The sequence below is a fragment of the Bacillus sp. IT-79MI2 genome, assembly GCF_949768135.1.
Classification (GTDB): domain Bacteria; phylum Bacillota; class Bacilli; order Bacillales; family Bacillaceae_G; genus Bacillus_A; species Bacillus_A pseudomycoides.
Window position 1 is genome coordinate 1 of the sequence record NZ_CATKPV010000073.1, and the last position, 11,597, is coordinate 11,597.

17 protein-coding genes and 4 pseudogenes are annotated in these 11,597 nt (G+C 33.7%); 11 read left to right on the plus strand and 10 right to left on the minus strand.

From position 1 onward, the window contains the following. Positions 1-169: 169 nt before the first annotated feature. The gene (locus ACM6HU_RS18350; RefSeq protein ID WP_016114770.1) at positions 170-565 is read right to left on the minus strand and encodes a hypothetical protein; all 396 of its coding nucleotides are present in this window, start codon (positions 563-565) and stop codon (positions 170-172) included. Positions 566-1,015: 450 nt separating this feature from the next. On the opposite strand from ACM6HU_RS18350, the gene ACM6HU_RS18355 reads away from it, so the two are divergent. After that, positions 1,016-1,630, plus strand: coding sequence for a hypothetical protein (locus ACM6HU_RS18355; protein ID WP_016114769.1), 615 nt, complete (start codon positions 1,016-1,018; stop codon positions 1,628-1,630). 51 nt (positions 1,631-1,681) lie between these two features. On the opposite strand, the pseudogene ACM6HU_RS18360 reads toward ACM6HU_RS18355, so the two are convergent. After that, a pseudogene (locus ACM6HU_RS18360) lies at positions 1,682-2,251 on the minus strand (FtsK/SpoIIIE domain-containing protein); the annotation flags it as partial. A gap of 186 nt (positions 2,252-2,437) precedes the next feature. On the opposite strand from ACM6HU_RS18360, the gene ACM6HU_RS18365 reads away from it, so the two are divergent. Both ACM6HU_RS18365 and ACM6HU_RS18370 read left to right on the plus strand, forming a co-directional pair. Then, positions 2,438-2,722 (plus strand): hypothetical protein, encoded by a 285-nt coding sequence (locus ACM6HU_RS18365; protein WP_016114767.1) that lies wholly within the window; start codon positions 2,438-2,440, stop codon positions 2,720-2,722. Between the two features lie 15 nt (positions 2,723-2,737). Next, on the plus strand, positions 2,738-3,046 hold the full coding sequence (locus tag ACM6HU_RS18370; protein WP_016114766.1) for a hypothetical protein: 309 nt from the start codon (positions 2,738-2,740) through the stop codon (positions 3,044-3,046). 88 nt (positions 3,047-3,134) lie between these two features. Here the strand turns inward: ACM6HU_RS18370 and ACM6HU_RS18375 are convergent. Beyond that, positions 3,135-3,251: pseudogene (locus tag ACM6HU_RS18375) on the minus strand (N-acetylmuramoyl-L-alanine amidase); the annotation flags it as partial. Between the two features lie 288 nt (positions 3,252-3,539). On the opposite strand from ACM6HU_RS18375, the gene ACM6HU_RS18380 reads away from it, so the two are divergent. The 7 genes and pseudogenes from ACM6HU_RS18380 (at position 3,540) to ACM6HU_RS18410 (ending at position 7,434) form a co-directional block, all read left to right on the plus strand. Continuing rightward, positions 3,540-3,815 (plus strand): TIGR04197 family type VII secretion effector, encoded by a 276-nt coding sequence (locus ACM6HU_RS18380; RefSeq protein WP_016114765.1) that lies wholly within the window; start codon positions 3,540-3,542, stop codon positions 3,813-3,815. Positions 3,816-3,981: 166 nt separating this feature from the next. Continuing rightward, positions 3,982-4,461, plus strand: a complete 480-nt coding sequence (locus ACM6HU_RS18385) for a DUF2247 family protein (protein WP_016114764.1) — start codon at positions 3,982-3,984, stop codon at positions 4,459-4,461. A gap of 138 nt (positions 4,462-4,599) precedes the next feature. Further along, positions 4,600-4,656: pseudogene (locus ACM6HU_RS18390) on the plus strand (hypothetical protein); the annotation flags it as partial. Between the two features lie 24 nt (positions 4,657-4,680). Then, positions 4,681-4,998 carry an N-terminal phage integrase SAM-like domain-containing protein gene (locus ACM6HU_RS18395; RefSeq protein ID WP_016114763.1) on the plus strand — a complete coding sequence of 106 codons (318 nt, stop codon included), beginning with the start codon at positions 4,681-4,683 and terminating at the stop codon, positions 4,996-4,998. A gap of 9 nt (positions 4,999-5,007) precedes the next feature. Then, positions 5,008-5,554, plus strand: a pseudogene (locus ACM6HU_RS18400) (site-specific integrase). Between the two features lie 84 nt (positions 5,555-5,638). Beyond that, positions 5,639-5,953, plus strand: a complete 315-nt coding sequence (locus tag ACM6HU_RS18405) for a thioredoxin family protein (RefSeq protein ID WP_016114761.1) — start codon at positions 5,639-5,641, stop codon at positions 5,951-5,953. 599 nt (positions 5,954-6,552) lie between these two features. Beyond that, entirely contained in the window at positions 6,553-7,434 is an 882-nt protein-coding gene (locus tag ACM6HU_RS18410) for a cation diffusion facilitator family transporter (protein ID WP_016114759.1), read from the plus strand. Here ACM6HU_RS18410 and ACM6HU_RS18415 read toward each other — a convergent pair. From ACM6HU_RS18415 to ACM6HU_RS18435, 5 genes are all read right to left on the minus strand, one after another. Further along, the gene (locus ACM6HU_RS18415) at positions 7,421-8,056 is read right to left on the minus strand and encodes a phosphatase PAP2 family protein (RefSeq protein WP_016114758.1); all 636 of its coding nucleotides are present in this window, start codon (positions 8,054-8,056) and stop codon (positions 7,421-7,423) included. The two genes, ACM6HU_RS18410 and ACM6HU_RS18415, sit on opposite strands and share 14 nt — an antisense overlap. A gap of 82 nt (positions 8,057-8,138) precedes the next feature. Next, positions 8,139-8,894: a sporulation protein gene (locus ACM6HU_RS18420; protein ID WP_016114757.1), complete on the minus strand. Its 756-nt coding sequence runs from the start codon at positions 8,892-8,894 to the stop codon at positions 8,139-8,141. After that, a complete protein-coding gene (locus tag ACM6HU_RS18425; protein WP_016132764.1) occupies positions 8,876-9,697 on the minus strand; it encodes a serine/threonine protein kinase in 822 nt (273 codons plus the stop codon). The genes ACM6HU_RS18420 and ACM6HU_RS18425 overlap by 19 nt, the downstream gene beginning before the upstream one ends. Then, positions 9,697-9,888, minus strand: coding sequence for a hypothetical protein (locus ACM6HU_RS18430; protein WP_016114755.1), 192 nt, complete (start codon positions 9,886-9,888; stop codon positions 9,697-9,699). Before ACM6HU_RS18430 ends, ACM6HU_RS18425 begins: the two co-directional genes overlap by 1 nt. 124 nt (positions 9,889-10,012) lie before the next feature. Then, positions 10,013-10,192 (minus strand): YozD family protein, encoded by a 180-nt coding sequence (locus ACM6HU_RS18435; protein WP_003197525.1) that lies wholly within the window; start codon positions 10,190-10,192, stop codon positions 10,013-10,015. Positions 10,193-10,350: 158 nt separating this feature from the next. Here ACM6HU_RS18435 and ACM6HU_RS18440 point away from each other — a divergent pair, with 158 nt between their 5' ends. Then, positions 10,351-10,506: a DUF3930 family protein gene (locus ACM6HU_RS18440; RefSeq protein WP_016114754.1), complete on the plus strand. Its 156-nt coding sequence runs from the start codon at positions 10,351-10,353 to the stop codon at positions 10,504-10,506. Here the strand turns inward: ACM6HU_RS18440 and ACM6HU_RS18445 are convergent, their stop codons facing one another. Both ACM6HU_RS18445 and ACM6HU_RS18450 read right to left on the minus strand, forming a co-directional pair. Then, positions 10,507-11,169 carry a hypothetical protein gene (locus tag ACM6HU_RS18445; RefSeq protein WP_016114753.1) on the minus strand — a complete coding sequence of 221 codons (663 nt, stop codon included), beginning with the start codon at positions 11,167-11,169 and terminating at the stop codon, positions 10,507-10,509. A gap of 164 nt (positions 11,170-11,333) precedes the next feature. Then, complete coding sequence (locus ACM6HU_RS18450) at positions 11,334-11,549, minus strand: YozE family protein (protein ID WP_016114752.1); 216 nt, start codon at positions 11,547-11,549, stop codon at positions 11,334-11,336. Positions 11,550-11,597: the final 48 nt, after the last annotated feature.

The window sequence follows — 11,597 nt, forward strand, 5'->3', positions numbered from 1 at the left end:
TGGCGCTGCCCCAAGAAGGGACTCGCTTTTCGCGATCCCCTTCCACTGTGCTTTATAAGCTCAAAGTCGAGCATATCTTTTTAGAAGTCCAATTTATCCAATAAAAAAAGCACTCATTAAAGAGTACTTTTAAACGCATTATCAATAAAATGATATCTAAAATAAATAATTACTTTAATGAATAAGTACAAGAATTACCATTATTCACAAGGCGTAACCTATTATTATCTCTTATCATTTTAACAGTAGTTTTTTCTTCTTCACTGCTTTCTGTTGTTTTTCCATTAATCTTAAGATCAGTAAGTTTTACTTGGAATTCATCCTCAAATATTCTTGTATATTGTAACTCCGCAGTTTTCTTATCTCCTTCTTTAGTGAGTCCTTTCCATACCATCTTATCTTTCCCTGAAAACACGATTGTAGGTGGACATTTTGTATTAGCCTTGTCTATCAATTCCCAGGTACCATTAAACCTATACCCATTTTTACTAGATTCATTATTATTTCCACATGCACTTAAGATTAAAATATAACCAACTGATATAGCAATTAGTTTCTTTTTCATAATACGCCTCCAAATATAAATTTGTACCAATTATGAAAATAACTATTCACTTAAGAACATATTATTATATTTATTCTTCCATTTATCTATTTATTCCCCTATATAGTTTGTCCATAGTGGACAACGTCCTATAAGAAACTCTATTTATTTTTAACGAAACTAACAGAAATATGATCAAAAATTAGTTTCCAAACCCATTACTTAAAAACAAAGTACTATAACAAGCATTAGATACTGTCTATATAACATCCTTAACGTACGAAATTGTTCACTGTTTATTCAAACTACAGTGAACAAAAAAATGAACCAAAACAATCTTATTCTTCAAGACTTTAGGACAACTTATTTTCGAAAAGGTACAATACCACATTTTAAAACAAAAAATAGTTATATATTGGAATTCCCATCATATATCTGTCTTATGCTCTATATAGGAGGGACTGTTGAAAAATGGGGAATAATCACTTTCATAATGTGTTTACTGTGAAACAAGAACATTTGGGACAAGTTCTTAAATTAAAGAAATTCTTTGAAGAATTGGATATGGATTTTAATGATTTCACTGATCCTCGCACTCTAGTCAACGTGCTAGAATCAAATCGTGATATAAACTTTTTGAAGTCGTCACAGGAAGCAATCATCGGAGGAGAAGCACTTCAAATTTCAGAATTGATTGAGAAAATTAGTAATCTGATTATTAAAGATATTTTAGCATTTCCTACTTATCATTGGGGAGAAAGTATAAACCAAGATATTGTAAGTCAGGTGACCGATGCTATTACTAACATGTTTATTAATTTAAATAAGCAAGATGCTGAACCATGGATCTTCTGGTATAACACTGGAAGTGTTTTTCCAAGATATACTTATAATATTTTAATCGCTATAGATACTCAGGACAAAGACTATCTTACAGACGTTTTAGCCATTAGTTTTGATGTTTTGGTTGTAAAAAAAACTAAACAGGAAGTTTGTTCTTTCACAGTTAATGATAGTGCACAATGCCTTATAATGATGAAACATATGCTTGTTGGGATTAAATTTGAAGATGTTTATCCCTCGTAACCCCCACCCCTCTACTTATAAATAGAGGGGCGGTTTTTTTTTGCTACACTCTTATATATTTTGAATCACATAGACCTTCATATATATAGCTCTTCCTGGAATGGATGGTAAATGCTCTAATCCGGACTGATCAATTACAACTTCTGACGCTGTAGGTGTAGGCAAACGGAATCCCAACTTAGCATTGGCCATTTGTTTTACAACTCTCGGTAATGTATCACCAGTTGGATATTGTGTACAAAAGACGATGCGGAAACCAAGTGCTCCCCCAACTCGTGCGATATGACTGAGCATATATTGACATTTCTCTAACATTTGGTTTTGTCCTCTTGGTAACCCTTTTGAAGGCGCAAGTACTGCTCCTTCGTCTACTACAATGAAATACCGGTCTTTTTCTTTTGTATGGACAATGTTCTTGATTCCTCGTTCTTTCATATATTTACCATGCTCACTCATCTTCTCCATAACTTTTATCAGCATAGCATGAGCTTGTTCAGGTGTTTCCGCAATGGATTCGACTTGTTGTAATTTCTTGTATTCGCTAAATTCTAGCCCTTCTTCCTTCAAATCGATGAGATAGAAATGAGCATGATTCGGATTCGCTGATGATAAGGAAGCAAAAGTTGTTGAGGATGCAAAATTACTTGAGTCTGGGGCAAGAAGTTATATAACCCAATATGATGACGGACTTGTGCATGTAGAAAAAATGTATAATGAAATTAGAGCTTCAACTTCTGATGTTTCAGGAATTGTTAAAAATACCGGTTGGAAAGAAGCAAGAATCAATCGTATTAAAGAACATCTTTTATGAAAGAACATGATCTTGATCGAGGATTAGATAGGTTTGACCCTGATTTTGGAATTGCAAGAGCTTGGCAACGGTTAGAAAAAGGTATTCATCATGAAAATGACATAGAATTACCTAAACATGAATACTTTGAATCTCGATTTGAAGGAATTTTTAAAACTAATTATAGAACAGCGCATGATAGAACAGTTGATTCTGGAAGACCATGGGAGTCCCCAGAAACTGAACCTATGGTACCTTTTGATGAGCATTTAAAAATTCCTCTTGATAAAGCATTTGATTAAGGAGTGTTAAAAACAATGGGAAGATATCCAACAATTGTAGTAACTAAAGAAAATGAAGATAAAGAAAGTGTAATTTATAGTTTTGGCCCACATATTGAATCTTGTAAGAATTATCCAGATCGTTATAGCAGATGGAATTTTAAAGTTTTAAAGAATGAAACTAACCCCGATGAAGCATTTGTTTTACTAGATGATATACCGGAGAAACATATTTCTCTGTTGTATAAATGTGTTCATAAAGTATATACTCATGTACTAGAAAATGGTGGTATAGAAAATATGAATAACATTGACTTTCCGGAAAATTTTGAGTTTATCGTGTAATATTTATAATCATTAAACATTTGGCATAATAATTCTAAGAAACCGACTCTTTAATAGGAATCGGTTTCTTTTTCATGCCGTTGCTAGGTTAATAGACGTTTACATAGGCTTCGTTTGCAGTAACATAGTATGTTTTGCCCTTACTGTTGTGTACTTTGTATTGTGGTGAACCATTAATAGTTACCTTTGCATCGATTATAAATACTATACCCACCTCTACTATTTAAGCCATATCTAATCTCTTTATCTATCATTTCATTCCTGGCAAAGCCCTTTCTCTCATTATGAACTCTCCCCCACCGACTGAAGACTGTAAAAACACACATGTTATAAAAAGGAATTTTCCAAGGAAAACATAGCCAATTATTGCTATAATTAAATTCGCAATATTTTCCCAGGAGTGTTCCTATGAAGAACATTAGGATAATAGACATACATACTAGGCACTCCCCTTCCTTAATACGTTCATAGAAATATAGAAAGGGTTTATGCGATGGGACAATTTCAAAGTAATTTTCAAGAGGCACAACAAATCGCTACGCAGATGAGAGCAGCTTCGAATACGATCCAAAGTGCGATAAATCGTTCTATAACAAAGGCGACGCGTACTACGCTATCTGTTAATTCCAAAGCACAAGAAGCGAACCAACAAGCTTTAGATTTAACGAAACATTTTTGTGCCGCCTTTCAACAAGCGGTCGATAATATTCATTCGGTAGCCAAAGAGTTCGAGAGAATGGATAACGAACTTCACAACACTTTTCGCTAATGTGACAACCTACGTAAAGGTAAAACGGTAGGAGGAAAAAAATGAGTCAAGATATCGAAAAACAAATCAATCAATTAAATCAAAAGTAAGTCATAGAAGATTTATTGAAAATGGAATTGTTACAGGGAAACCAAATCAAGTTCCAAAAAAGTAAAAGGAGAATTATATGGATTTAATAGATTTTAAGGACAAAGGTCTTAAGTATGATTGGAAAACTATTTATACTGGTGTAAATAAAAAATATTTTGAACCGAATGTCATTTCTGTTTATGCGGTGGAACTAATGGAAGCTGGTGATGATGATGCTTTTGTTAATGAACTAGCTTGGGGAATAGATTCTAATGATTTAGATAAAATTTTGTTTGAAATTAAAGATTCCTATTTTCCTAATTTAGAAGAAAATAGTGAAGAATTACAGAATGAGAATAGGAAACCAAGATTTGTTTACTTATCTAAGTTAAAAGAAAAGATTACTGATGAAGATGAACTATTAAATAGAATTGCAGAGTTTTATGATAGACATGATTATCCTGAAGATATGACAAGTTTTATTACTTATATGCCCCAAGATACCCCAACTACGAAGAAAGATTTACTAAATAGGTTTTATAAATTTTTAGATTCAGAGAAAAAATTTATTGACTAACTATTTTGCTAGATTCTGAGGGCAAGAAAAGAACTTTTTGAAGAACAAGTCTTCTTTAGGATTGGATATTTCAATGAACCATGTTACCTGGCTTGGAGTAAGTGAAGAGAAAGTTACAAATGGACAATAATAGTAGACATTGGTCCCGATCCTGAAACGGGCAAAAGACGCCAGAAATGGTTTTCAGGATATAAAACGAAAAAAGAAGCACAAACCGATATGGCTAAAAGAATCGTAGAAATAGAAGAAGGCTCGTATATCGAGCCCACAAAAATGAGAGTACGTGAATTCTTTATTCAATATCTTGAAGCTAGGAAGATAAATCTTAGAGAAACCACGTACTATAACTCTAGTAAACATATTAATAATCGTAATATACCAAAACTCAGTAACATTCCAATGCAAAAATTAAAGGGTATAGATCTTGAAAAATTTTATAGTGATCTATCAGAAAGTATGAAGCCCACTACGGTACGAAGTATACATCAGATTATTCGTACTGCCCTTTCTTATGCAATGAGACATAAAATTGTTTAAAAAAATGTTGTGGATGTTGTAAGTCCACCTAAAGGGGTAGAAAAAACAGTAAACACTTGGTCTGAGGAAGATGTACTGCGTTTTTTAAAAAATGCTCAGGATAGTCGTTATTATGTAGCTTATCTTCTTGCAATCACTTGTGGAATGCGTAAAGGTGAAATACTAGGTCTACAATGGAAAGACATTGATTTTGAAAGAAGAACATCATGAACGAATAAATGTAGAAAAAGAACGGCACGGAAGTGAATATAACGACTATGATTTAGTCTGCCCTACCATTAACGGAAATCCTTGCAATTTCAGAAGTTTGACACAGCTCTGGAAAAAGCTTATAAAGAAAAGTGAGGTTCCTGATATTCGGTTCCATGATCTAAGGCATACTCATGCAACTCTAATGTTGAAACAAGGTATTCATCCGAAGATTGTAAGTGAACGTTTAGGACATAAAAGAGTAGGCATCACATTAGACACCTACTCACATGTCGTACCAGGACTTCAAGAAACTGCGGTGGACCAATTTGCAAACGAATTGTTCGGAAATAAAACCGTTCGTTAGAAATTCGTTAGAAGTTTCGATTTTTTAATGAAATTACCACCTAAAAAAATACAAAATAAAACAATTGTAAAGGGAGCGAAAAACATGAAAGAAATCAAGTCTGAAAAGGAATTCAAGGACATTATCGCAAGCGAGGAGCCGGTAGTAGTTAAGTTCTTCACTACATGGTGCCCAGATTGTGTACGTATGGACAACTTTATCGGAGATGTAATGGAAGAGTTCCAGAAATTCGAATGGTATTCTATTAATAAAGATGAGTTCCCAAGTATTGCAGAAGAGTATCAAGTAATGGGAATTCCTAGCTTATTAGTGTATCAAAATGGTGAAAAACTTGGTCATTTACATAGTGCGAACGCAAAAACAGAAGAGCAAGTTACTGAGTTTTTAGAAGCATACTAAAATAGAAGAAGTGCCTCTGAAATATATTCTTTCAGAGGCACTTTTTCTATTTTAATGATTTTCTTTCGTAATTACTTAGTCATTTCTTCAGAAGTGTAATAGGTTATTTCCTCCTGACCAATATACATTAGGGTACTTCTTTCTCCTTCATCTCCAAGATACATCTCCATTTTTATATGTAATTAACAAATCATATAGCAGATTACTAATCCCCTTTAATTTTTGTTCATCTTCATTCAATATTCATACAATAATCTTCATTTAAACCGCCAAATCCTTTCGAAATAGATATCGATAGCATAGAAATATCTTGCTTCCTCATTGGACGACTTACACCCTGTGATACTAAGGATCGTAAAAAGCAGATAATATTTTTCGCATCTCCCCCCTTCCTTATATCGTAAAGGAAATCCGATGAAATTTTCACCTTTTCTCCCTTTGCACTTTGCACTTTGCAACATATTTTTCCTTTACGAAACTTTGTTATCCTCTACTTAAAAAGCTATAAAGCGTCAACAATGTTTGTATAGACCCACACGAGTTTCGTTTGATACTCTATTAATAGAAAGAATTTCCTAACAGAAAGGTGAGTGATCGTTATGAATTCACTTTCTAATAAAGAAGCTGATAAAGGAGCTATTGTCAGCATTATCGCCTACATATTTTTATCATCACTGAAAATCGTAATTAGCTACATTGCCCTTTCCAGTGCATTACGGGCGGATGGTTTAAATAACTTAACAGATATTGGTGCTTCTTTAGCTGTATTAATTGGTCTTAAAATTTCTCGTAAGCCCCGTGATCCAGATCATCCATATGGACATTCACGTGCAGAACAAATCGCTTCACTTGTTGCCTCTTTTATTATGGCAACGGTTGGTTTAGAAGTTATCGTAAGTGCAATTCAATCGTTTTTCAATCCGCAAAAAACCGCACCAAATGTACTTGCAGCATGGGTTGCCTTATTTTGTGCTGTCGTCATGTACGTCGTGTACAAATATAATAATAAAATTGCGCAGCGAACAAAAAGTAAAGCATTAGAAGCCGCTGCAAAAGATAATTTATCAGATGCTCTCGTGAGTATAGGTACAGTTGTCGGCATTGTAGCATCACAGTTCCACCTGTCTATCCTCGATCCAATTGCGGCGTTAATCGTTGGCCTTATTATTTGCAAAACTGCGTGGGACATCTTTACAGAAGCTTCTCATATGTTAACTGACGGCATTGATCCGGATAAAATGGAGGAATATTCACAAGCTGTCAGACTCGTTTCTGGTGTTGAACATATTGTTGATATTCGCGCACGTATGTATGGAAACCAAACCTATGTGGATATTACGATTGAAGTAGATGCCCATATGGACGTGAGTAAAAGCCATCATATTACCGATACAATTGAAGAAATGTTAGAACGAAAATTTGGAATTTTACACACTCATATTCATGTTGAACCTATGCAAAAAGAACCTATGATGACATAGGTTCTTTTTTGATGAATGCTTGATGAAACATAATACATAAAACAAGCCAACTTCCACCCGCTGCCCAACCCGCTAATATATCGGATGGATAATGGACACCGAGATATACACGGCTAACAGAAATAGAAAATATAACAAAACATGTAATAAAAATAAGCAACAACTTTTTATGCAGTGTAATACGATGTTCTGTGATTGTTACATAGGCGATAAACCCTAAAAATGCTGTAGCATTCATCGTATGGCCGCTCGGAAAACTATACCCTGTAGCTGTAACAAGCTGCGTGACATCCGGTCTTGGGCGTTCGTACCATAATTTTAAGAGGCTGTTAAGATAACGGGATCCATAATAATTAACGATTAAAAATAACGCACTTAACAACTTTTTTCGAATGAGAAAGTACATTACAACTATGATTAATAATGGAAAATATATTTTTTTTGAACCAATATAAGACATCCAGGTAAAATAAGCTGTCAAATAATCGTTCCGAAAACCTTGAATAAATTTGGAAATAACATCATCAAATCTCTCAACACAAGCGGTATGATACGAAAGTGATAATCCGACAAAACAAATGAGTAACGTACTTAACAAGTATACATGTCGATATCGTTTCACATACATAACCTCACTATATAAAAATAAGAAATGGAGCGGTTGTTTTAGTTTTCCTCTCCATTTCTTTTTTATGCATCATTTATTAAGAAATATAACTGTTAATTTTTTGCTGCATCGTTGGAATGTCTTCACGTGTTACAGTAAAACGAACAACTCTTTCATCTAAGTCTAATGCTTCTGAAAATAAACCTGCTAACCCACGTGCTTTTCTATCAACTTCCATAACAATATCCAGTCGATCATAAGCACTTGGTAAAATTAATAATTCCAATTCATCCAATTTGCCATAATATTGTCCGGAAACTGGAATGAACTCAAACTCTTGCGCAAATGGAATATTGGCACGTAAATGACGTGGTAATTCTTCACACTCCGCTTGACGAAGCCTAAATCCTAATTGTTTTACGCTATCTAAAACACTGTTTAATAACACATTCGGTAGCACCTGAATGTAATCACGATTACTCGGGTCAATACTGTGCTTAATATCAAGACCTGTATGAACCCAAACCGTTTTCATTCCAAATGTAAGTGGCGCTTCAATTGGCATTGAGAATGAAAATGGAATTTCTACTTTTTCATTTGGAGATATCGCAATAGGTTCGGTTAAACGTACTCGTTCTAGATCGAATGTAGCACTTACTTTTTTATCATCTACTTCTCGTATATACGATGTCGATAGTGTTAAATAAATGCTTTCAATTTGTTGATTGACTGATCCACCCGTAATATGAACCACACCTACAATTTCTTCTCCTACTAGATATTCATCTTTCTCAAGAACTGTATCCACTTTTGCATTTCCTATTCCAACGCTTGCTAAAAACTTTTGAAACATGTATCCCCCATCCTTTCTAATACATGGCGTACATCTTCTCTAACTTCTTGTATATTTTCATAATAAGGAGGCTTCATCCGTAGCATTCGCATAATAATCTCACAGTTTTCTTTCATTAGCTGTAACTCTTCATACCATGGCCTTTCTTCTTTTGCAGTAGATTCATAGCCAGAGTATAATAAAAATAATGTAAAGTGGCCTAGCGCATAAAAATCACTACGATAGTGAATTTCTCGCATATAGGCTTGTTCTCCTTCATAGGTAGATGCTCGTTCATCGATTTCTTCTATAAATCTGGCTAATCCAAAATCGATAATACTAATCTGCCCCTCTTTTATTAAAATGTTAGGAATTCGTAAGTCTCGGTGAATAATACCTTTACTATGAAAATAAGAAACTGGCTCAAGTACTTTATATAAAATCTGAAAAACCTCACGCTCTTCATATACATGTCCATCTTTGAAAATGAAGTCTTCAAAATTCTTACCTGGCATGTACTCCATTACAAAAAACGGCTGTTTTTTCCATATAAAGCCGTCATATAAGCGCGGTATTGCCGGATGATTTAACTGCTCTAAAATCGCTTGCTCCTGTGCGAATGACCTTCTACCTGACATATATTTTTGCTTACTTTGTCTTAACTGTTTCAAAACCCTTTTTTCTTTCGTTTGCAAATCATAAACGATATATGTAAAGCCATAGCTGCCCATTCCAATTACTGATTCAATTTTATAGCGCTGCGAGACAATTGTATCCATACGCAGCGGTCTATCAAACCAAGCGAGTATATCACGCCATTTCATCAACTACTTGAAAAAAAGCTGCGGCTTTTACGCTTTCTTTTATAATGCTGATGTCCATAGCCATGAGAATTTCTCCTCTTGTTATAATCACTACTTGAATACGAACGACCTCTATGACGATAATCACTACTTGAGTAGGAACGATATTTATTCTTCTTTCCTAGTAAAGAATCAATAATTTTTTTGAACATCCCTTCACCTCTTGTTTAAAATTTTCTTTTTATTATATCAATAATTACGTTTTATGTTTGTGACAAGTTTGTAAAGAAAGAATTTTGAAATGTAAAAAACGACGAGTAGATCCCGTCGTTACTTTCACCCTTCATCCTCATCAAACACTTCATCAATCATACATTTTTCTAGTAAATACTCAAATGTAATATCAGCGAGATCTTCAATCTCTTCTCGCTTTGGTACATACCCTCTCTCAATTAGTTGCTCATAAAAAAACTCCGCAATTTCTTCCGTATCAATTACGACTTCAATTTCCTTCATGAGCATCACCCCTTTATTTCTGTTTTATGAAGAAATTTCAAAATTATGTATACGAGATTAGAAAAATAGATTTTCTTTTCCAAATCATACTTGTCTGTCATATCCTTTCACCTTGCAACATACGATGTAGTACAAGCTATTTGAAGGGGGAAATACGAATGGAATACCAATATGAAGTAGAGCAAAGAAAAGAAGAGTTCATGCATGAAGATAAATGGGCAGACTCTATCATTAAAGGGCTTATTATTTTTTTAACTATTGTAGGTATACCGTACACAATATATATTTTTGTTCAATTTCTTCTTGCTTTCTAACTATTTTTTCTCTGTTAATTTAACTAAATAATTATGGACGACATCCATAACAATTTTATATTCTTCATCTTGAAATGTTTCGTATAATAATTGATAGTCATTGTAAATATCTAATAATCCATCAATAATTTCTTGTCTACTCGTTTTAATACTCACCTTTTTTGAGTTGTTTATTGACTTCAATTTTCCTAAATCTAATTTATTCATTCCGGCTTTATCTTGTTTCATTTTTTTCAAGATTGCATTAGCAGTTTGTGCATTCGCAAGCAAAGTTAAATCTGATTCATCAGCCTCTAACCACTCACCATCTGTAATTCTTGATAATTCATATATTGTATCTTCCCAGGCATCATTTTTATACCGCCACACCTCTGTGCGAAACCCAACGATACGAAAAACATCTTTATCATATCCCGTAACTTGCACAAGATCACCGAACGTAAAATGATAGTGTAATTCAATCCATTCTGTTTCACCTTTTTTCATTTCTTGTTCCGTGACATGTTGAAGTGTTTGTTCCACGTAATATCCATCATGATTATTAACTTCATATACATAAACACCATCTAATATTTTCATATTTGTAATTTTACCAACGGTTCCATATAGCGTAATCACGACTATATCTCCTACATTATATTTAGGTTGTTTTTTTCTTGCCATTTATATCTCTCCTTTTTAAAGTCGTGATTTTGATACCAGTATATGCAAACGGCAGAAAAACGCTTATCATATCAGCTTATATTCAAAAAAATTTTCAATAAAAAAATACATCACTTTTTATAGAGTGATGTACCAATACAGATATATTTGTATATGTTTAATCGTTATCTTTCTTGTATGTATAGCTCCCACGCCTCATCAAAAATAGACATACTGCCTAGTAATCCACTTAATTCTAAATACGAACTAATTTCATCGTAATCTTCTGATTGCTTCGGAAAACTTAAATCATCGTACATAGCTTCAGCTAAATCTGATATTTCATTTCTGATTAAAGACGCACGATGCTTCATCATATAGTGATAAAATGACTTTTTCAAAAATATTCCCTACCTTTCTAACTTGGATACATTATACAAGGGTAAAAA

Excerpts from the sequence above, each read along its gene's own strand:
- ACM6HU_RS18350 (WP_016114770.1), bottom strand. The coding sequence starts at position 565 with ATGAAAAAGAAACTAATTGCTATATCAGTTGGTTATATTTTAATCTTA.
- ACM6HU_RS18355 (WP_016114769.1), top strand. The coding sequence starts at position 1,016 with ATGGGGAATAATCACTTTCATAATGTGTTTACTGTGAAACAAGAACAT.
- ACM6HU_RS18365 (WP_016114767.1), top strand. The coding sequence starts at position 2,438 with ATGAAAGAACATGATCTTGATCGAGGATTAGATAGGTTTGACCCTGAT.
- ACM6HU_RS18370 (WP_016114766.1), top strand. The coding sequence starts at position 2,738 with ATGGGAAGATATCCAACAATTGTAGTAACTAAAGAAAATGAAGATAAA.
- ACM6HU_RS18380 (WP_016114765.1), top strand. The coding sequence starts at position 3,540 with ATGGGACAATTTCAAAGTAATTTTCAAGAGGCACAACAAATCGCTACG.
- ACM6HU_RS18385 (WP_016114764.1), top strand. The coding sequence starts at position 3,982 with ATGGATTTAATAGATTTTAAGGACAAAGGTCTTAAGTATGATTGGAAA.
- ACM6HU_RS18395 (WP_016114763.1), top strand. The coding sequence starts at position 4,681 with ATGGCTAAAAGAATCGTAGAAATAGAAGAAGGCTCGTATATCGAGCCC.
- ACM6HU_RS18405 (WP_016114761.1), top strand. The coding sequence starts at position 5,639 with ATGAAAGAAATCAAGTCTGAAAAGGAATTCAAGGACATTATCGCAAGC.
- ACM6HU_RS18410 (WP_016114759.1), top strand. The coding sequence starts at position 6,553 with ATGAATTCACTTTCTAATAAAGAAGCTGATAAAGGAGCTATTGTCAGC.
- ACM6HU_RS18420 (WP_016114757.1), bottom strand. The coding sequence starts at position 8,894 with ATGTTTCAAAAGTTTTTAGCAAGCGTTGGAATAGGAAATGCAAAAGTG.
- ACM6HU_RS18425 (WP_016132764.1), bottom strand. The coding sequence starts at position 9,697 with ATGAAATGGCGTGATATACTCGCTTGGTTTGATAGACCGCTGCGTATG.
- ACM6HU_RS18430 (WP_016114755.1), bottom strand. The coding sequence starts at position 9,888 with ATGTTCAAAAAAATTATTGATTCTTTACTAGGAAAGAAGAATAAATAT.
- ACM6HU_RS18435 (WP_003197525.1), bottom strand. The coding sequence starts at position 10,192 with ATGAAGGAAATTGAAGTCGTAATTGATACGGAAGAAATTGCGGAGTTT.
- ACM6HU_RS18440 (WP_016114754.1), top strand. The coding sequence starts at position 10,351 with ATGGAATACCAATATGAAGTAGAGCAAAGAAAAGAAGAGTTCATGCAT.
- ACM6HU_RS18445 (WP_016114753.1), bottom strand. The coding sequence starts at position 11,169 with ATGGCAAGAAAAAAACAACCTAAATATAATGTAGGAGATATAGTCGTG.